Raw genomic sequence first — 17,867 nt, 5'->3', positions numbered from 1 at the left:
GAACAATGCACGCCGGCTCGCATGCGATGTCCGTCGACGAATGGAATATCGGGCCGTCGTCATCCGTTTATTCCGAGCGTGGATTCGCATGGCACGATCGCGAACCCGCGCCGGACACCCGTCGGCTGCGCAGGCCGGCAGCCGGGATGACTGATTGCGATCATCAACCGGAGTCATGCCATGGACCCTCTCCCTTCCTGTCATTCACCCGCCCCGCCCGTCCTTGCCCTTCACCCGCCGCTCCTTGCCCACGCCCGTCGCACATTGGCGCGCATGCTATGCCGCGGCGCTTGCGGCGCCGGGCTGGTCGCGTTGTCGTCGGCTTTCGCGTGGGCCGGCGGCAGCGACATCATCCTGCCGATCGTCTCGTCGGTCACCGCGTCGACCGTGCCGGCCAACGGCGACGTCAATCCGTACGGCATCGCGTTCGTGCCGCGCGGCGTGCCGAGCTGGAGCACGCTGAAATCGGGCGACGTCGTCGTGTCCAACTTCAACTCGGCGTCGAACACGCAAGGCACCGGCACGACGATCGTGAAGCTGACGCCCGGCAAAACGCCGGCAACGTTCTTCCAGGGCAGCAATCTCGGCCTGACGACCGCGCTTGCGGTGCTGCGCAGCGGCTTCGTGCTGGTCGGCAACGTCCCCGCACCGGACGGCAAGACCGTGGTCCCCCCGGGCTCCCTGCTCGTCATCGGTCCGCAAGGCAATCTCGTCACGCAACTGGTCAGCGCCACGCTGCTCGACGGGCCGTGGGACATGACCGTGATCGATCACGGCCCGCACGTGACCGCGTTCGTGTCCAACGTGCTGAACGGGACGGTCGCACGGATCGAACTGGCGATCGGCAACGACGGCGTCACGATGCTGCCGAGCTCGCGGATCATCGCGTCGGGCTACGTGAACCGGACCGATCCCAACGCGCTCGTCGTCGGCCCGACCGGTCTCGCGTACGACCCGAAAGTCGACGTCCTGTACGTCGCCTCGACCGGCGACAACGCGGTGTTCGCGATCCAGAACGCCGCGACGACGAACCGCAACGGCGGCGTCGGACGCATGATCTACTTCGATGCGGCGCACCTGCACGGCCCGCTCGCCCTGGCGCTCGCGCCGAACGGCCATCTCGTGACCGCGAACGGCGACGCGGTCAACCCCGACCCGCTGCAACCGAGCGAGATCGTCGAATTCACGGTGGACGGGCGCTTCGTCGCGCAGATGCAGGTCGATACCGTGCCGGGCGCGGCATTCGGGATCGCGTTCGGGCACGGCAGCAAGGGCCAGCCGGAATTCGCGGCCGTCGACGACAACACGAATACTGCAACGGTCTGGACCCTGCGTCCGGACGACAACAACGCACAATGACGCCCCATGCGAACGGGCCGCATGCGGCCCGTTCGAACCTGCGCGATCGACACATGCGCTTCGCACACGCCGGGCACCATGCCGCCTGATCGACGCCGCCCGGCGTCATCCGCTCCCGCGATTGCCGCCGCTCGCCCGAACCTGCGACACTGCCGGATCGTTGCCGGCCGGCACGCCACCGAGGACGCTCGCGCATGACGATCCCCTTCAAATCGCTGATCCTGCGCGGTGCCGCCGTCGCGCTCGTCGCCGCGCTCGGCTACACCGGCTACATGCTGTCGCGGCTCGCCCCGATCGCGACGGGCTATGCCGCGAAGGCGCTGTGTTCCGGCGTGTTCGTGTCGGGCCGTCCGGCCGCGTCGGTGATCGACGTCGACATCATGGCCGGCGTGCATCCGCTGCTGAAACTGGTGCGCCCGTCGATCGATCCCGAGCATCATCGTGCCGTCGCGACCTTCGCCGGTTTCGCGCAACGCGAGGCGGACTTCCGGCCCGGGCTCGGCTGCACGCTCGCGCTCGGGCCGTCGCGCGGCGTGCTGCCGGCCGCGCTGCCACCCGTTCCCGATCCGCCGCCCGCGCAAGCTGCGGCCCCGGCCGCACCGCCCGCCGGCATCGACGCACGCAAGCTGCGGACCGCGCTCGACCGCGCATTCGACGAGCCCGATCCGGCGCGGCCGCGGCGCACCCGTGCGGTCGTCGTGATGTGGCGCGGCCAGGTGATCGCCGAACGTTATGCGCCCGGCTTCACGGCCGACACGCCGCTGCCCGGCTGGTCGATGACGAAGACCGTGACGGCCGCGCTGGCCGGCATGCTCGTCGCGCAGCACAAGCTGTCGCCGGAGACGTCGGCGCTGCTGCCCGAATGGCGCGACAGCGGCGATACGCGCGCGGCGATCACGCTCGACGAGCTGCTGCGGATGACGAGCGGCCTGCGATTCAACGAGGACTACGACGACCCGTTGTCCGACGTCGCCGTGATGCTGTTCACGCAGCCCGACACCGCGCGCTTCGCGTCGGACAAGCCGCTCGCCGCGCAACCCGGCACGCAGTGGTACTACTCGAGCGGCACGAGCGCGATCGTCGCGCGCGTGATGCGCGAAGCGATGGGCGGCACCGAGGGCGACTACCTCGCGTTTCCGCGCCGTGCGCTGTTCGCGCCGCTCGGGATGCGCAGCGCGGTGTTCGAGCCCGATGCGGCCGGCACGCTCGGCAGCGCGTCGTTCATGTATGCGAGCGCGCGCGACTGGGCGCGCTTCGGGGAGCTTCTGCGGCAGGACGGGGTATGGGATGGGCAGCGGCTGCTGCCGGAAGGCTGGGTGCGCTACCTGACGCGCGCGACGCCGCTGTCGACGCGCGAGGAATTCGGCGCGCATCTGTGGGTGAAGGTGCCGGAGCCGTTCAACGATCGCGACGCGCACGCGAGCCCGCTGCCCGCCGACGCGTTTCATGCGGTCGGCCATGAAGGCCAGTTCGTGAGCGTGGTGCCGAGCCGCGAGCTGGTGGTCGTGCGGCTCGGGCTGTCGCGGCCGGAATCCGCGTGGAATCACGAGGCGTTTCTCGCGCGCGTGCTCGAGGCCGTACCGGCATCCGGCTCGTGACGGCCGCGGCGCGGCGGCGGCAGTCAGGCCGCCACGCGGCCGCACCGCGCGACCTGCGATGCGTTACGGATTCGCGCTGCCCGCGTACTGCCTGAAGCCTTCGCGCGTCGCCAGACGGTCGATGTAGCGCTTCACCGCCGGGAAATCCGGATGCTCGAACGGCGTGCCGAACCAGCGGTTCACCGACAGGCCGATCGGAATATCGGCGAGCGTGAAGCGGTCGCCGGCCACGAACGCGCCGGTCGCTTCGAGCTGCGCGTTCAGCACCTGCATGTGCTTCGTCCAGCCCGCGATCGACTGCGCGATCGCTGCCGGGTCCTGGTGATCGGGCGACTTGCGCACGAGGCCGAGGAACGCGCCGACCCACGAACGGTTCAGGTCCGTGCCCTGCCAGTCGATCCACTGATCGACCCGCGCGCGCGCCTGCGGCTCGGCCGGATAGAGCGCGTCGCCGCCATAGCGGTTCGCGAGATAGCGGATGATCGTGTTCGACTCCCACAGCACGAAGTCGTCGTCCTTGATGACCGGCACGAGGCCGTTCGGATTCAGCGCGAGATAGGTCGGGTCGTTGGTCGTGCGAAAGCCCGCGCCCCAGTCTTCCTGTTCGAACGGCAGGTTCAGCTCGGTGCACAGCCACAGCACCTTGCGGACGTTGATGGACGGGATCTTGCCGAGGATGTGCAGCATGCAGGCTCCTTGTGAGGTCGAATGCGAAGCGATCGGGACGCGCGACACGGCCCGAACGCGCTCTCGTCGAAGTTATACACGAGCCCGCGGGAATCGACAGGGCTTCGGGCGATTCCGGCGTTTCCGGCCCCGCTGCTTCGCTTACATCGGCTTGAGCACCATCAGGAAATAGACGGTCAGCATCGCGAAGAACGCCGGATAGCCGAGCAGCTCCCAGCGCTTCGCATAGCGCCAGTAGCGCGCCGGCAACGCGGCATCGCCGTTCGCATGCGCGAGCTTCGCGATCGTGGCCAGCTCGATCTGCAGCCACACGACCGGCAGCCAGCACGCGCCCGCGACCGCATACAGCACAATCGATGCGACGAGCCACGGCGTATCCCACGGCCAGCCGGCCGTGTGCGCGAGCCACAGCCCGGACGCGGGCTGGAACAGCACGGCCGGCGTCGTGAACCACCAGTCCGCGCGCACGACGAGGCGCGACACGGCAGCGATCGCCGGCACCGAGCGCGTGCGGTTCGCGAAGAACAGGTAGAACGCGGTGCCGAATCCGGTGCCGACCATCAGCACCGAGGACAGGATATGCAGCGTCTTGATCACGAGATAGGTGTTCATGCGCGTTCTTCTTCTGAAAACAGGATCAACAGGATCGCGAGAATCGGCACGTTCTTCAGCACGGGGCCGAACGGCTCGGCGAGCAGGCCGGGCATCGTGACCGCGATGACGGCCGAATACGCGACGATCAGCACGCCTTGCGCGGCCCACAGCCGGCGGGACGGCGCGGCGACGGTCGCCACGCCGAACGCGAAGTCCAGCGCGCAGGCCGCGTAGAGCGCGATCAGCGCGGGCAGCCCGGTCAAATGCGCGCGGGCAAGCATCGCCAGGCTGTCGCCCAGCGGGTGGACGAAAGCACTCACGATGGCCGTCCAGATCCAGACGATCGCAAGCGCGCCGAGCAACAGCGGCCGGTGCCACATCGCGAGCGCGTCGCGGCGCAGCGCGACCGTGTCCGTGTCCACGTCCGCGCCGATGAAACGTCGCAGCCCGCGCGGCGGCCGGCCGAGCACGGCCGCGAGCGCCGCGGGATCGCCGGTGTTGCCGCCGCGCAGCATCGTCCACGTGTCGCGGGTCAGCATCGCGCCCGGCATCGCGCCGAGCAGCGCGGCCGCCGCGCCGACCAGCGGGCCCGGCAGCGCAATGCGCGCCGCCGGCGCGAAGCCCAGCGCGGCGCGATAAACGCTCAGCATCTCGCGGTACTCGACTTCGTCGCCGCCAACCGCGTCGATGACCGGGTTGCCGGCCGCCGGCGCATCGACGAGCCGCGCGACGAGGTCGGCGAGATCGTCGACGTGCACGGGGCGCAGCCGTTGATGGCCGCCCGCCGGCAATGCGTGCACGGGCAGGCTCGCGAGCATCCGGAAAAACCGTGCGGACGTGCCGGCGGTTCCGTAGACGAGCGCCGGACGCACGATCCGGTAATCGAGCGGCAGCGTCTGCAGGAAGGTGTCGGCTGCGTACTTGCTGGCGAAATACGGCGTATCGCCACGCTCGACGCCCAACGCCGAGATCTGGATCACGCGCCGCACGCCGGCACGGCAGCACGCGGTGAAGAGCGCGCAGGGCGCCGCACGATGCACGGTGTCGAACGTCGCCTCGCGCCGGTCGGCGAGGATCCCGACCGCATTGATCACCACGTCGACGCCGTCCAGCCGGGCGAGCCATGCGTCGGGATCGGTATCCGTCGCGAAGTCGATCGCGACGTCGTGCGGGCCGACCGCACGACGCACGCCGCGCAGCACGCGATGGCCGCCGGCTTCGAGCCGCGCGCCCAGCGCCCGTCCGATGAAGCCGTTCGCGCCGCAGACGAGGACGTTCATGTCGCACTCCGCGGTGCGGCATGCCGGCGGATCGACAGCATGGCCTCGTTCATTTTTCGCCCTCTATTTACAGTTATTTCTGTAAAGACAGAAATAACGATTTCAAAAAAAACGGGCTGCGAGCCCGCATGTCCGGTGCCGCTTACTTCGACGACTTGCGCCTGACCGTCTGGCTGATCTTCGCGCCGATCCCGAGCGCCTTCATCAGCGTGTCGGGCTTGAGCCGCAGCATCTCGTCCGACCAGGTCGTGAGCGTCTCGACGAACTGCAGCGTGTCGCGGATGCGCTGCTCGGTCTCGCGGCTCTCGTCGGCGATCTCGGGGCTCGTCAGGCAATCGCGCAGCACCGTGAGCGTCGGTTCGATCTCGCGCTGCCGCCGCCCTTCGACGATCAGCTTGAACAGTTCCCAGATGTCGGTCGACGTCTCGAAGTGGTCGCGCCGATCGCCCAGCACGTGCACGACCTTCGCGAGCCGCCACGCCTGCAGCTCCTTCAGGCTCGTGCTGACGTTGGAGCGCGCGACGTTGAGCGTCTCGGCGATCTCGTCGGCCGCGACCGGCCGCCCGGCCAGGTACAGCAGCGCGTGAATCTGCGAGACGGTGCGGTTGACGCCCCACCGCGAGCCCATTTCGCCCCAGTGGAGAATGAATCGTTCGGCAATCGGTGTGAGTTCCATGTCGGGAAATTTAGTTTTTTCAGTTATTTCTGTCAAGAGAGAAATAACCGGCAGCGACGCGAAGCGCAGCTGCCGTAGTTCGACCCTGAGCCAATGCGACCGCTGTTGCGGTCCGCCTTTCCCGCCGTGCCCGCCCGCTTCCATTACAATGCGCGGGATTTTTCCGATTTCAGGCCGTCCCTGCCTTTCTGACTAGAGGTTTTCATGATCATCAAACCGCGCGTGCGTGGCTTCATCTGCGTGACGACTCATCCGGTCGGCTGCGAAGCCAACGTCAAGGAACAGATCGACTACGTGACTTCGCACGGCCCGATCGCCAACGGCCCGAAGAAGGTGCTCGTGATCGGCGCATCGACCGGCTACGGCCTCGCCGCCCGGATCTCGGCCGCATTCGGCTCGGGCGCGGACACGCTGGGCGTGTTCTTCGAGCGCGCCGGCAGCGAAACGAAGCCGGGCACCGCCGGCTGGTACAACAGCGCCGCGTTCGAGAAGTTCGCCGCGGAAAAGGGGCACTATGCGCGCAGCATCAACGGCGACGCATTCTCCGACAAGGTCAAGCAGATCACGATCGACACCATCAAGCAGGATCTCGGCAAGGTCGACCTGGTCGTCTACAGCCTCGCGGCACCGCGCCGCACGCATCCGAAAACCGGCGAAACGATCAGCTCGACGCTGAAGCCGGTCGGCAAGTCGGTCACGTTCCGCGGCCTCGACACCGACAAGGAAGTGATCCGCGAAGTCTCGCTCGAGCCGGCGACGCAGGAAGAGATCGACGGCACCGTCGCCGTGATGGGCGGCGAGGACTGGCAGATGTGGATCGACGCGCTCGACGAAGCCGGCGTGCTGGCCGACGGCGCGAAGACGACCGCGTTCACGTATCTCGGCGAGCAGATCACGCACGACATCTACTGGAACGGCTCGATCGGCGAGGCGAAGAAGGATCTCGACAAGAAGGTGCTGTCGATTCGCGACAAGCTGGCCGCGCACGGCGGCGACGCCCGCGTGTCGGTGCTGAAGGCCGTCGTCACGCAGGCGAGCTCGGCGATCCCGATGATGCCGCTCTACCTGTCGCTGCTGTTCAAGGTGATGAAGGAACAGGGCACGCACGAAGGCTGCATCGAGCAGGTGTACGGGCTCCTGAAGGACAGCCTGTACGGCGCGACGCCGCATATCGACGAAGAAGGCCGTCTGCGCGCGGACTACAAGGAACTCGATCCGCAAGTGCAGGACAAGGTCGTCGCGATGTGGGACAAGGTCACGAACGAGAACCTGTACGAGATGACCGACTTCACGGGTTACAAGACCGAGTTCCTGCGCCTGTTCGGCTTCGAGATCGCCGGCGTCGACTACGACGCGGACGTGAACCCGGACGTGAAGATCCCGGGCATCATCGACACCACGGTCTGACGATGGCCGGGCCCGCCGCGCGCATGCGCGGGCGGCGGGCCGTCTTCCACGGGCGACGTCAGAGCGGCGTCGCCTCGTCCAGATACACGCCGGCCGACAGCGTGGCCTTCACCTGCCGCGTGAAGTCGTCGGTGGACACCTCCTCCGCCCCGGATTCGATCGCGTCGTACGCCTGGCGCACGACGTCGGCCGGCGTCGCCTTCGGCACGTCGAGGCCGCGCGTCAGGTCCGTATCGATGAAGCCGGCGTGCAGCCCGACCACCTGCGTGCGCTGCTCGCGCAGCGAATGCCGCAGCCCGTTGGTCAGCGCCCACGCGGCCGACTTCGACACGCCGTAGCCCGACAGGATCGGCCGGTTCACCCAGCTTGCGACCGACAGCACGTTCAGGATCGCGCCGCCGCCGTGGCCGGCGAGCGTTCCCGCGAACGCGCGCGACGTCGCCAGCATTCCGAACACGTTGGTTTCGAGGTGATCGCGCAATGCGTCGACCGCGCCGTCGTCGGTCAGGCTGCCGAGCCGCGCGATGCCCGCGTTGTTGATCAGCAGCGTGACGTCGCGCGCGGCGTCGGCGGCCGCGGCGACCGCCGCCGGATCGGTCACGTCGAGCTTCACGGGCACCACGCCCGGCAGCGTCACGCTGGCCGGATCGCGCGCGCCCGCATAGACCTTCCGCGCCCCGCGTTCGAGCGCCTGCTTCGCGAACTCGAGGCCAAGCCCGCGGTTCGCGCCCGTGACGAAAACGACTGCACCTTCGATCTTCATGATCGTTCCTTTCGGATAGTCGACCCCGTTCGCGCCGGTTCGCCGCGCGCTCGGGATCCGGTGAAAAACCACGCTGCCATCGCGTACCGAACCGTTGCACCACCGGTGCCGGAGCGCTGGCTGTCCCGCCGCCCACGCCCCTCCGCACCCAAGACCCGGACCGACGTCCATCCGTGCCGCGCCGGTCGCTTCGCTTCGTTCGCGAAGTCGGCTACACTTGATGTCAATGTCGATCACCATTGTCTTTGCGATGCATTGTGTCAGCGCGATTCCGGCACGTCAATGGTGATCACCATTGTGTTTTTCAATCGACGCAATTGCAGGAATGAGGGAGGGATCGATGGGCGTCTCGAGACAGCAGGCCGCCGAAAACCGCAACGCGATCGTCGCGGCCGCCGAGCGGCTGTTCCGGGTGCGCGGCGTCGACGCGGTGGGGTTGACGGAGCTGATGAAGGAAGCCGGCTTCACGCAGGGCGGCTTCTACAACCACTTCAAATCGAAGGATGCGCTGGTCGCCGCGGTGATGGAAAAGGCCATGCAGGACCGCGCGGATTCGCCGAACGCCGGCAGCGTCGCGCAACAGGTGACGTCGTACCTGTCGACCGCGCATCGCGACAACGTCGAGGCCGGCTGCCCGCTGTCCGGCTTCGCGGGCGATGCACCTCGGCTGACTGATGCGGCGCGCGCCTGCTACGCGCACGGCGTCGCCGCGTATCTCGACCGGCTGGAACGGATGGTGGCCGCGGAAGGCTCGGCCGCGGCCGACACGCGCCGCGACGCGATCGCGGCCTTCAGCCAGATGGTCGGCGCGCTCGTGCTGTCGCGCGCGCTCGCCGGCACCGATCCGGCGCTGGCCGACGAGATTCTCGACACGGGGCGGCGCACGCTCGCCGGGCAGCCCGACGATCCGGCCATGCCGGCATAGCGGCACGGCGGGCGCCCGTCGCGCGCGACCGCTATTCCACGGCCCTTGCGGCGTCCCACAGCGGCTGCTGGCCGAGCGCGGCATGCCACGCTGCGAATTGCGTGCGCCACGACTCGAACGGCTCCTTCAGCGGATGACGCGGATCGTCGCTGAGCGCATACGCCATTCCCTCGATCAGCCAGCGCGGCTTGGTCGCGACCGCGAGGTTGCCGAGCACTTCAGCCTGACGGTGGTGGATCAGCTCGTGTGCGAGAAAGTACGTCTGCCAGCCGCGCGGCGCGATGACCACGCCGAAATCCCCGAGCGTCAGTGCCGCGCGTTCGCCGAGACCGAACCTGTCGGCACACTCGCGCGTCGAGCAGAACACGACGCGCGGCGCGTCGCGAAACGGGCCCACTGCCGCCGCCGCGCGCGCAGAGCCGTCGCGATAGAGCTGCTGCGCCGCGCCGAACTTCGCGGCATCGTCCGTGCAGAGGTCCGCGCTCGGGCAGGACACGCCGGGGAGCAGCACGGGCGCGACGACGCGCAGCGGCTTGACGAGCGCGTAGGCGGCGATCGGCAGCGCGACGAGCAGGCCCGTGAGGGCAAAGGCGACATGGGAGCGTTTCATCGGGGCGGCGATTCCGGTGGCGGTGTGGTGGCGTGTTCCAGCACGAATATATCGGAGCCGCGCTGCCGACGGCCGGCTTTTCTTTCCCACCCGGCTTCGGGACCACGGCGACGCGCACGACGCGACACAAGCATCTTTGCAATGTCCGCTCGATGCGGCTGGTTCTCCGGCTGCGCGGTCAAGACCTGCACGGTGCCGACGATTCGGCCGGCCGCGCCCAGCCCGTCCGGCGCGTGTTACCGCCCCATCGCCTGAGCGATGAAAATTCGCGTTGCATCGCCTATACTTAGCCACATGGCTAACTTTAAACCCGGTATCAGCGACGTATTCCACGCCCTCTCGGATCCGACGCGCTGCGCGATCGTCGGCGCGCTCGGCAATGGCGGGCGGACCGTCTCGGAACTGGCCGCGCCGTTCGACATGGCGCTGCCGTCGTTCATGAAACATGTGGCGGTGCTCGAGCGCAGCGGCCTCGTCACGACCCGGAAAACCGGCCGCTCGCGCACCTGCGAGCTGGTCGGCAGCCGGCTGGCGGAAGCCGAGCACTGGCTCGCCGCGCAGCGCGTGCTGTGGGAAGCCCGCGCCGATCGCCTCGTGGAATTCGTCGAACGCCGTCACCAGGAGGAGCAAGCACATGTCAGCCAGCCACGTCGCCCCCGTCGAAGCCCATGACCTCGTCATCACGCGCACGCTGCGTGCGCCGCGCCAGGCGCTCTGGCGCGCCTGGACCGATCCCGAACTGCTGAAGGAATGGTGGTGCCCGAAACCGTGGACCACCGAAGTGCGCGCGTTCGACCTGCGCCCGGGCGGCGCCTTCCACACGTTCATGCGCGGCCCCGACGGCGGCACGAGCGACAACCCCGGCTGTTTCCTCGACATCGTGCCGGAAGCGCGAATCGCGTTTACGTCGATGCTCGCGGGCGGCTGGCGGCCGCAGGTGCCGTGGCTGGGCTTCACGGCCATCATCACGATGGCGGATGACGCCGCCGGCTGCCGCTACGAGGCGCGCGTGATGCATCCCGACGTGGCGACGCGCGAGCGCCACGAGGCGCTCGGGTTCTTCGAGGGCTGGAACACCTGCATCACGCAGCTCGACGAATTCGCGGCCGCATTGCGCTGAAACCGGACGCGTGCGCGGGCCGTTGCATGCCGCCGCGCACGCGCCTAGGATTCCTGAAGGAAGCGTGACGACACGCCGGCATCCGGCGTGCACCGTCGCGCGCGCTCCGCGGGAGGCCACATGCTGCAACTGCACACGCATTCGACCCGGGTCAGCCGGCACCTGAACGCGCCGCGCGGGCGCGTCTACCGCGCGCTGCTCGATCCGCACGCCGTCGAACAATGGAAGGTGCCCGACGGCATGACGTGCCGCGTTTACGCCTACGACGCGCGCGAAGGCGGCGCGCTGCGCGTGTCGCTGAGCTACAACGAACCGTCGGACGGCACCGGCAAGACCACCGCGCGCACCGACACCTATCACGGCCGCTTCGTGACGCTCGTGCCCGACGAGCGGATCGTCGAGATCGACGTGTTCGAAACCGACGATCCGATGCTGCGCGGCGCAATGACGATCACGATCACGCTATCCGACGAAGCTGGCGGCACGCGCGTCGATGCGGTGCACGACGGTGTGCCGCCCGGCGTGCCGGCCGCCGACAACGAGACCGGCTGGCGGATGGCGCTGGCCCGGCTCGCGGCGCTGGTCGAGACGGGCTAGGGCCTGTTCACGCTAATAACGGGCTTGCGAACGTGCCTTTCCGCCCGCAGGGCAAGGAGAGAGGAGGCGCAATAGCCGTAGCTATTGCAACGACGAACGACGCCGCAATGCGGGCGGAAAGGCACGTTCCCCTGTTTTGGAAAATTCATTCGTGGGGCTGGCCCCCAGAAGGGCCGATCGCCGCGTCATGCTCCTCGCGAATACGTCGAGTATTCGCTTCGTCGCATTCCTTGCGCTCGGCCCTTCTGGGGGCCAGCGCAAGCCCGTTATTAGCGTGAACAGGCCCTGGGGCCTGGCGCGAAGCCCCGGCGCGATGCGACGCGCGCGATACGCGTCAGCCGAGCCGGTACACGCGCGAGACGGTCCCGCGGAACAGCGCATCGCGCTCGTTCGGGCTCGCGTGCGCGGTCAGCCGCTTGAACGCGTTCCAGCCGTTCACGTACGAATACGAGCCCTTGTCGACCGGGAAATTGCTCTCGAACATGCAGCGCTCGGCGCCGAACGCCTCGATGCACGCATGCATCCACGGCTTCCACGCGTTGGCGAGCTGTTCGGACGACGGCGGCCGCTCGCCCTTCTCGAAATCGAACCCGTTGATCCGCATGCCGAGGCCGCCGACCTTCACGAACACGTTCGGCAGCTGCGCGAGTTCGCGCATCGACGCCGACCAGCGCTGGAAGACTTCCGGCCGCTTGTCCGCATAGCTCGCGATCCGCACGACGCCGCCGCAGTGATTGACGACGATTCGCGTATCGGGGTTCGCCTTCGCGAGATCGAACAACTCGGGCAATTGAGGAAAGAACAGCCACGCGTCGTATGACAGTCCGAGCGGCGCGAGCTGCGCGACGCCGGCCCGGTACGCGGGATCGAGCAGCAGCCCGCGCGGCACCGCCGACAACGGGTTGGCGAGCGACGGATCGGCATCCCATGTGCTCAGGTGCCGAACGCCGCGAAAGCGTCCGCGCCCCGCGTCGAGATGCGCTTCGAGCACGTCGCGCACGCGGGCGCCGAGCCGCAGGTCCGCATGCCCGACGATGCCTTTCGCGACGGCCGGGCCGCTGCGTTGCAGCGGCTCCGTCACGCCGGCGACGTAGCCCGTCTCGCCGACCGGCTTCAGTTCGGCCGGGCCCGCATCGCGATAGCGCGTCAGCGCCTGCATGTAGACGGATGCCTGGACGTTGTGGCCGGACCGCGCATCCTGCAGATAGTCGTCGAGCATGTAGATCCAGCCCGGCCGCTCGTAGAAGTGGTGATGCGCGTCGACGATCGGCAGATCCGGATCGAGTGCGGGTTCGAGCGCGGATGCGAGCCAGTCGCTTCGCACTGCGAGATAGTTGCCTTGCGTCGTCATGCGGGGGGCTCCGTTTTCAGCCGGCGTGCGCGTATCGGCCAATGCAGGGAGCGCGAGCGATGCGGCGGCCGCGCCGAGCAGCCGGCGTCGTTTGATCGAAAAGGTCATGTCATTCGCTCCGGTCGAACGCGTACAGCGACAGCGTGAGCAGCGTCGTGATCGCCAGGACGATCGCGAGGCCGAGCATCCCGGCCGTGAAGGTGCCGAAGCTGTCCTTCAGGTAGCCGACGAGATAAGGGCCCGCGAATCCGCCGAGCGCGCCGATCGAATTGATCAGCGCCAGCCCGCCGGCCGCTGCCTGGCCGGACAGGAAGCGCGAGGGCAGCGTGTAGAAGATCGTGCGTCCGGCAATCGTGCCGATCAGCGCGAGCGTGATGCCGACGAGCGCCGGCCCGAGCGTCAGGAAATGGGTCGACACGCCGAGCGCCACCGCGCCAATGGCCAGCCCGATCGCGAGGTTCGCGACCGGTCCGCCGCGCCGGTCCACCCGCTTCGCCCACCACAGCAGCGCGATCGTCGCGAAGAAGTAAGGCACCGCGGACAACCAGCCGGTCTGCATCGTCGACATCCCGTGCGCCTTCAGCATCTGCGGCAGCCAGATGCCGATGCCGTACGAACCCATCGTGAAGCCGAACGAGATCAGCGCGAGCAGATACACGCGCACGTCGCGCAGCGCGACGCCGAAGCGCTTCTTGCGGCCGGCGGCGGCCCCTTCGCGCTCGAACGCGCGCTGCAGCGCGGTACGCTCGTCGTCCGACAGCCACGCAGCCGTGGCCGGCGAGTCGGACAGGAGCTTCAGCACGAAAAAGCCGAGCGCGCACGCGGGCAGCCCTTCGACGATGAACATCCACTTCCAGCCTGCCAGGCCGAGCGTGCCGTCGAGCTGCAGCAGCCAGGTCGACAGCGGACCGCCGATCAGCGACGACAGCGGTGTGGACACCGTGAACCAGGCGAGCACGCGCGTGCGGTAACTCGCCGGGAACCACACCGCGAGGAAGAAGATCACGCCGGGGAAGAAGCCGGCCTCGCCGATGCCGAGCAGCAGCCGGATCGCATAGAAACTGGTCGGCCCCGTCGCGAGCGCGGTCGCCGCCGCCATCAGCCCCCACGTGATCATGATGCGCGCGAGCCAGCGCCGCGCACCGAAGCGGTACAGCGCGAGATTGCTCGGCACTTCGAACACGCAATAGCCCGCGAACATGATCCCGGCGCCCCAGCCGAACTGCGTCGCGGTCAGGCCGAGATCGCGATTCATCGTCAGCGCCGCGAACCCGACGCTCGTGCGGTCGAGATAGTTGAAGAAGTATGCGAGCGCGAGCAGCGGAATGAAGCGCCATGCGGCCTTGCGCACGGCCCGTTGCTCGATCGACGCGTCGGTCTCGCGATCGGCGGCCAGCGCCGGGGTAGCGGATGTCATGGTTGTCTCCGTGGATGCGGCGATCCGCGCCCGCGCGATCGCGCGGCCGGGATGCCTTGTTCGTTCGATGGATCGCGGCGGCGCTACGCGCTTGCCACTTCGTTCGGCGAAGGCGTGTCGGCCGATACGCCCGGCGGTTGGCCATCCGCGCCATGTCCGTGCCGGCCCGCGACAACGCCGGCTTCAATCAGCGCCCGAGCCTCGTGCGGCGTATAACCCAGCTCGCCGAGCAACGCGCAGGTATCCTGACCAAGCGCTGGCGGCGCCGAGCGCAGCCGCAGGCGCTCGCCCGCGAGCGTCAGCGGCAGCAGCGCGGTGCGCGTGTCGACCGGCCGGCCGGCGCTGCTCGCGTCGGCAGGCAGCGTCACGGCTTCGAGGCCCCCGGTCGCGAGCAGGTGCGGATCGTCGAACAGGTCCTGCGGCTTCGTGATCGGCGCATACGGCAAGCCGATCGATTCGAACGTCGCGCCGATCTCCGCCGCCGAATGCGCGGCGAGCCGCGCGCGCAGTTCCGGCAGCAGCCACTCGCGGGCCTGCACGCGCAAGTTGTTGGTTGCAAGGCGCGCATCGTCCTTCAGCGCGTCCAGGCCGAAGGCGTCGCAAAACAGCGCCCATTGCGTGTCCGACACGACCGCGAGAAAGATCTGCTCGCCGTCCTTCACCGAAAACACGTCATAGACCGCCCATGCGGAAATGCGGCTCGGCATCGGCGACGCGGCCTGCCCCGTCACCGCGAACTGCATCATGTGCTGCGCGACGAGGAACACGTTGTTCTCGAACAGCGAACTCTGCACCTGCTGGCCACGGCCGGTGCGTTCGCGCTGCGCGAGCGCGGCCATCGCGCCGATCGCGCCGAACATCCCGCCCATAATGTCGTTCACGCTCGAGCCCGCACGCAACGGCCGGCCTTCGGGGCCCGTCATGTATGCGAGGCCGCCCATCATCTGCACCACTTCGTCGAGCGCGGTGCGATGTTCGTACGGCCCCGGCAGGAAGCCCTTGTGCGATACGTACACCAGACGCGGATTCAGCGAGGACAGCGCCGGATAACCGAGGCCGAGCCGGTCCATCGTGCCGCTCTTGAAGTTCTCGCTGAAGACGTCCGCCGTCGCGACGAGCCGCCGCACGATCTCGAGCCCGCGCGGATCCTTCACGTCGACCGCGAGGCTCTTCTTGTTGCGGTTGAACATCCCGAAGAAGCCCGCGCCGGAACCGCGCAGCGCACGCGTGCTGTCGCCCGCGATCGGTTCGATCTTGATGACTTCCGCACCGAGGTCCGCGAGCAGCATCCCGCAGGTCGGGCCCATGACCATGTGCGTCATCTCGATCACGCGCACGCCGTCGTACGGCAGCGCCGAAGCCGGTGGGCGATCGTTCATTGCGCGACTCCCGTCAGGCAGCCTTCCGGCTGGGGCGCGACCGGCACGCGGCCGTCCGCATAACGAAAACCCTTCGGCAGCCCCGCTTCCGGCACGTGGCCGTACAGCGCCTCGGCCGGCAGCGCCGCGTGCAGGATCGCGCGCGCGGCGAGCAGCGCGTCGGCGTCGACGCCCGTGTCGTACCCCATCGACTCCAGCAGGAACACGAGGTCCTCGGTGACGATGTTGCCGGTCGCGCCCGGCGCGTACGGGCAGCCGCCGAGGCCGCCCTGGCTCGCGTCGAACGTCGTCACGCCGGCGTCGAGCGCCGCGTCGACGTTGGCGAGCCCCTGCCCGCGCGTGTTGTGGAAGTGCGCGCCGCCGGCCTTGTCGCCGACTTCACGCCGCAGGCGCAAGAACAGCCGGCGCACCTGCGCCGGATTCGCGTAACCGCTCGTATCGGACAGACCGATCTCGTCGACCCCGCATTCGGCCATCGCGACCGCCATCGCGATCGTCTCGTCGTCGGAAACCGCGCCGGCGATCGTGCAGCCGAACGCGACCGACACGCCCGCCTCGATCTGCACCGCCGGAAACCGCGCATCGCGCAGCGCGACGACCGCGCGCACCTCGTCGATCATCTGCGCCGGCGTCTTGCGGATGTTCGCCAGCGAATGCGCTTCGGTCACCGATACCGGCAGCGTCAGCTTGTGGACGCCCGCCTCGAACGCGCTTTCGGCGCCACGCAGGTTCGGCGCGAGCGCGGCGACGTGCAGCCCGGGAATCGCCAGCGCATGCGCGACGACGGCCTGCACGTCGGCCATCTGCGGCAACAGCCGCGCGGGCACGAACGACCCGACCTCGATCTCGCGCAGGCCGGCCGCGGCAAGCGCGGTGATCCAGCGCAACTTGTCGGCCGTCTGCATGACGGCCTTGATGCTCTGCAGGCCGTCGCGCGGACCGACCTCGCTGACCAGCACCTTCGGATATTCGGAAACGCTCATTCGACACCTCAAAGTTCTATCTGAAAGAACATCGTTCTGTTTGACGGAACTTTAGAGGCGTGCTGACTGGGCTGTAAGCGGGGTATACCCGTGAAGTTGCGATTTTTTGGAACTTGCGTTCTATCAGACAGAACGATATAGTCGATCGACCGTCACCAAGGAACCGCAAGCCGTGCCCCCGACCTCGACTCCCGCAGATCACACCGACGAAGCGCCCGATTCGTCGGCCGAAGCCTCCAGCGGCGTTGCCGTCCTCGATCGCGCGTTCGCGATCCTCCATGCTTTCGGGCAAACCGACGACCGGCTGTCGCTCGCGGAACTGTCGCGCCGCACCGGGCTGTACAAGAGCACGATCCTGCGCCTGCTCGCCGCGCTCGAGCACGGCGGCTTCATGCGCAAGCTCGACGACGGCCAGTACGCAGTCGGACACGAGCCGTTGCGGCTCGCCGCGCTGTATCAGCGCTCGTTCCGGGTCGGCCCGGTCGTCGAGCCGTTGCTCGAGACGCTGAGCCGCGAACTCGGCGAAACCGCATCGTTCTATGTGCGCCATGGCGACATGCGCTCGGTGCTCTACCGCGTCGAACCCGCGCGCACGGTGCGTGTGTCGATCCGGGTCGGCGAGGAGTTTCCGGTTCGCCAGGGGGCGTCCGGGAAAGTGCTGCTCGCGTTCACCGACCCGCACGATGCGCGGTGGGACGACGTGCGCGAACAGTTATGGGCCGCGTCGTACGGCGAGCGCGACCCGGAGACGGCGTCGGCGTCCGTGCCGGTGTTCGGCGCGGCCGGCGACTGCGTCGGCGCGCTGACGGTGTCGGGCCCGATATCGCGGCTTGCCGCCGCGCCGGCCATGGCCGCGGCGCTCGCGATGTTGTTGCCGCTCGCGCAGAAGGCGACCGTCGCGCTCGGCGGCGCAGGCGCGCGCTACGACGCGCAGGCCGTGCGCGACAGCCTCGCGCGCTTCGCGGCGGCGCCGGACGACACCGCGCAGCCCTAGCCGGCCACGCGCATCCGGCGCTGCAACAGCGCAAAAGGCGGCCGCATGCGACACTGGCCGTCGACGCATGCAGCGCGCCGCCCGCCGGCGCGGCACATGCCACTGCCGTCCGGACATGCACAAGGGA

18 protein-coding genes and 1 pseudogene are annotated in these 17,867 nt (G+C 68.5%); 8 read left to right on the top strand and 11 right to left on the bottom strand.

Going from position 1 to position 17,867, the window contains the following annotated elements:
* Nucleotides 1–180: 180 nt before the first annotated feature.
* Both DIE06_RS05710 and DIE06_RS05705 read left to right on the top strand, forming a co-directional pair.
* A complete protein-coding gene (locus DIE06_RS05710) occupies nt 181–1,359 on the top strand; it encodes a hypothetical protein (protein WP_185733351.1) in 1,179 nt (392 codons plus the stop codon).
* A 194-nt stretch (nt 1,360–1,553) separates the two neighbouring features.
* Entirely contained in the window at nt 1,554–2,957 is a 1,404-nt protein-coding gene (locus DIE06_RS05705) for a serine hydrolase (RefSeq protein WP_124660540.1), read from the top strand.
* Between the two features lie 63 nt (nt 2,958–3,020).
* Here the strand turns inward: DIE06_RS05705 and DIE06_RS05700 are convergent, their stop codons facing one another.
* The 4 genes from DIE06_RS05700 to DIE06_RS05685 all read right to left on the bottom strand — a co-directional run bounded on the left by DIE06_RS05700 (nt 3,021) and on the right by DIE06_RS05685 (nt 6,194).
* Entirely contained in the window at nt 3,021–3,644 is a 624-nt protein-coding gene (locus DIE06_RS05700; RefSeq protein WP_124660539.1) for a glutathione S-transferase family protein, read from the bottom strand.
* A 141-nt stretch (nt 3,645–3,785) separates the two neighbouring features.
* Nucleotides 3,786–4,256, bottom strand: a complete 471-nt coding sequence (locus tag DIE06_RS05695) for a DUF2269 domain-containing protein (RefSeq protein WP_124660538.1) — start codon at nt 4,254–4,256, stop codon at nt 3,786–3,788.
* Nucleotides 4,253–5,518, bottom strand: a complete 1,266-nt coding sequence (locus tag DIE06_RS05690) for an SDR family oxidoreductase (protein ID WP_124660537.1) — start codon at nt 5,516–5,518, stop codon at nt 4,253–4,255. The genes DIE06_RS05695 and DIE06_RS05690 overlap by 4 nt, the downstream gene beginning before the upstream one ends.
* A gap of 142 nt (nt 5,519–5,660) precedes the next feature.
* Nucleotides 5,661–6,194, bottom strand: a complete 534-nt coding sequence (locus DIE06_RS05685) for a GbsR/MarR family transcriptional regulator (RefSeq protein WP_006760784.1) — start codon at nt 6,192–6,194, stop codon at nt 5,661–5,663.
* 204 nt (nt 6,195–6,398) lie between these two features.
* Here DIE06_RS05685 and fabV point away from each other — a divergent pair, with 204 nt between their 5' ends.
* Nucleotides 6,399–7,601: an enoyl-ACP reductase FabV gene (gene fabV, locus DIE06_RS05680; protein WP_124660536.1), complete on the top strand. Its 1,203-nt coding sequence runs from the start codon at nt 6,399–6,401 to the stop codon at nt 7,599–7,601.
* Nucleotides 7,602–7,659: 58 nt separating this feature from the next.
* Here fabV and DIE06_RS05675 read toward each other — a convergent pair whose 3' ends face one another.
* Entirely contained in the window at nt 7,660–8,364 is a 705-nt protein-coding gene (locus tag DIE06_RS05675) for an SDR family oxidoreductase (protein ID WP_124660535.1), read from the bottom strand.
* A 340-nt stretch (nt 8,365–8,704) separates the two neighbouring features.
* Between DIE06_RS05675 and DIE06_RS05670 the strand changes: the two genes are divergently transcribed.
* Nucleotides 8,705–9,289 (top strand): TetR/AcrR family transcriptional regulator, encoded by a 585-nt coding sequence (locus DIE06_RS05670; RefSeq protein WP_124660534.1) that lies wholly within the window; start codon nt 8,705–8,707, stop codon nt 9,287–9,289.
* A 31-nt stretch (nt 9,290–9,320) separates the two neighbouring features.
* Here DIE06_RS05670 and DIE06_RS05665 read toward each other — a convergent pair whose 3' ends face one another.
* Both DIE06_RS05665 and DIE06_RS38900 read right to left on the bottom strand, forming a co-directional pair.
* Nucleotides 9,321–9,899: a hypothetical protein gene (locus DIE06_RS05665; RefSeq protein ID WP_124660533.1), complete on the bottom strand. Its 579-nt coding sequence runs from the start codon at nt 9,897–9,899 to the stop codon at nt 9,321–9,323.
* 97 nt (nt 9,900–9,996) lie between these two features.
* A pseudogene (locus DIE06_RS38900) lies at nt 9,997–10,114 on the bottom strand (GNAT family N-acetyltransferase); the annotation flags it as partial.
* 79 nt (nt 10,115–10,193) lie between these two features.
* Between DIE06_RS38900 and DIE06_RS05655 the strand changes: the two are divergent.
* From DIE06_RS05655 to DIE06_RS05645, 3 genes are all read left to right on the top strand, one after another.
* Nucleotides 10,194–10,571, top strand: a complete 378-nt coding sequence (locus tag DIE06_RS05655; protein ID WP_124660655.1) for a helix-turn-helix transcriptional regulator — start codon at nt 10,194–10,196, stop codon at nt 10,569–10,571.
* Nucleotides 10,534–11,019, top strand: coding sequence for an SRPBCC family protein (locus DIE06_RS05650; protein WP_124660532.1), 486 nt, complete (start codon nt 10,534–10,536; stop codon nt 11,017–11,019). The genes DIE06_RS05655 and DIE06_RS05650 overlap by 38 nt, the downstream gene beginning before the upstream one ends.
* A gap of 120 nt (nt 11,020–11,139) precedes the next feature.
* Entirely contained in the window at nt 11,140–11,616 is a 477-nt protein-coding gene (locus DIE06_RS05645) for an SRPBCC family protein (RefSeq protein WP_124660531.1), read from the top strand.
* Nucleotides 11,617–11,950: 334 nt separating this feature from the next.
* Here the strand turns inward: DIE06_RS05645 and DIE06_RS05640 are convergent, their stop codons facing one another.
* The 4 genes from DIE06_RS05640 to DIE06_RS05625 form a co-directional block, all read right to left on the bottom strand.
* On the bottom strand, nt 11,951–13,075 hold the full coding sequence (locus DIE06_RS05640; protein WP_124660530.1) for an amidohydrolase: 1,125 nt from the start codon (nt 13,073–13,075) through the stop codon (nt 11,951–11,953).
* Between the two features lies 1 nt (nt 13,076).
* A complete protein-coding gene (locus tag DIE06_RS05635) occupies nt 13,077–14,384 on the bottom strand; it encodes an MFS transporter (RefSeq protein WP_124660529.1) in 1,308 nt (435 codons plus the stop codon).
* Between the two features lie 83 nt (nt 14,385–14,467).
* Nucleotides 14,468–15,763 (bottom strand): CaiB/BaiF CoA-transferase family protein, encoded by a 1,296-nt coding sequence (locus tag DIE06_RS05630; RefSeq protein ID WP_124660528.1) that lies wholly within the window; start codon nt 15,761–15,763, stop codon nt 14,468–14,470.
* Nucleotides 15,760–16,746, bottom strand: a complete 987-nt coding sequence (locus tag DIE06_RS05625; RefSeq protein ID WP_124660527.1) for a hydroxymethylglutaryl-CoA lyase — start codon at nt 16,744–16,746, stop codon at nt 15,760–15,762. Before DIE06_RS05625 ends, DIE06_RS05630 begins: the two co-directional genes overlap by 4 nt.
* A gap of 172 nt (nt 16,747–16,918) precedes the next feature.
* Here DIE06_RS05625 and DIE06_RS05620 point away from each other — a divergent pair, with 172 nt between their 5' ends.
* Complete coding sequence (locus DIE06_RS05620; protein ID WP_124660526.1) at nt 16,919–17,740, top strand: IclR family transcriptional regulator; 822 nt, start codon at nt 16,919–16,921, stop codon at nt 17,738–17,740.
* Nucleotides 17,741–17,867 lie beyond the last annotated feature (127 nt).

The organism is Burkholderia sp. Bp8998, assembly GCF_003854235.1.
Classification (GTDB): Bacteria; Pseudomonadota; Gammaproteobacteria; order Burkholderiales; family Burkholderiaceae; genus Burkholderia.
The sequence above is the reverse complement of the archived record's forward strand: the minus strand, read 5'-3'. Positions and strand labels throughout refer to the sequence as shown.

What these genes read in the sequence shown, in the direction of transcription:
- DIE06_RS05650 (WP_124660532.1), top strand. Translation starts at nt 10,534, where the DNA reads ATGTCAGCCAGCCACGTCGCCCCCGTCGAAGCCCATGACCTCGTCATC.
- DIE06_RS05685 (WP_006760784.1), bottom strand. Translation starts at nt 6,194, where the DNA reads ATGGAACTCACACCGATTGCCGAACGATTCATTCTCCACTGGGGCGAA.
- DIE06_RS05655 (WP_124660655.1), top strand. Translation starts at nt 10,194, where the DNA reads ATGGCTAACTTTAAACCCGGTATCAGCGACGTATTCCACGCCCTCTCG.
- DIE06_RS05695 (WP_124660538.1), bottom strand. Translation starts at nt 4,256, where the DNA reads ATGAACACCTATCTCGTGATCAAGACGCTGCATATCCTGTCCTCGGTG.
- DIE06_RS05625 (WP_124660527.1), bottom strand. Translation starts at nt 16,746, where the DNA reads ATGAGCGTTTCCGAATATCCGAAGGTGCTGGTCAGCGAGGTCGGTCCG.
- DIE06_RS05670 (WP_124660534.1), top strand. Translation starts at nt 8,705, where the DNA reads ATGGGCGTCTCGAGACAGCAGGCCGCCGAAAACCGCAACGCGATCGTC.
- DIE06_RS05630 (WP_124660528.1), bottom strand. Translation starts at nt 15,763, where the DNA reads ATGAACGATCGCCCACCGGCTTCGGCGCTGCCGTACGACGGCGTGCGC.
- DIE06_RS05665 (WP_124660533.1), bottom strand. Translation starts at nt 9,899, where the DNA reads ATGAAACGCTCCCATGTCGCCTTTGCCCTCACGGGCCTGCTCGTCGCG.
- DIE06_RS05675 (WP_124660535.1), bottom strand. Translation starts at nt 8,364, where the DNA reads ATGAAGATCGAAGGTGCAGTCGTTTTCGTCACGGGCGCGAACCGCGGG.
- DIE06_RS05700 (WP_124660539.1), bottom strand. Translation starts at nt 3,644, where the DNA reads ATGCTGCACATCCTCGGCAAGATCCCGTCCATCAACGTCCGCAAGGTG.
- DIE06_RS05690 (WP_124660537.1), bottom strand. Translation starts at nt 5,518, where the DNA reads ATGAACGTCCTCGTCTGCGGCGCGAACGGCTTCATCGGACGGGCGCTG.
- DIE06_RS05635 (WP_124660529.1), bottom strand. Translation starts at nt 14,384, where the DNA reads ATGACATCCGCTACCCCGGCGCTGGCCGCCGATCGCGAGACCGACGCG.
- fabV (WP_124660536.1), top strand. Translation starts at nt 6,399, where the DNA reads ATGATCATCAAACCGCGCGTGCGTGGCTTCATCTGCGTGACGACTCAT.
- DIE06_RS05645 (WP_124660531.1), top strand. Translation starts at nt 11,140, where the DNA reads ATGCTGCAACTGCACACGCATTCGACCCGGGTCAGCCGGCACCTGAAC.
- DIE06_RS05705 (WP_124660540.1), top strand. Translation starts at nt 1,554, where the DNA reads ATGACGATCCCCTTCAAATCGCTGATCCTGCGCGGTGCCGCCGTCGCG.
- DIE06_RS05640 (WP_124660530.1), bottom strand. Translation starts at nt 13,075, where the DNA reads ATGACCTTTTCGATCAAACGACGCCGGCTGCTCGGCGCGGCCGCCGCA.
- DIE06_RS05710 (WP_185733351.1), top strand. Translation starts at nt 181, where the DNA reads ATGGACCCTCTCCCTTCCTGTCATTCACCCGCCCCGCCCGTCCTTGCC.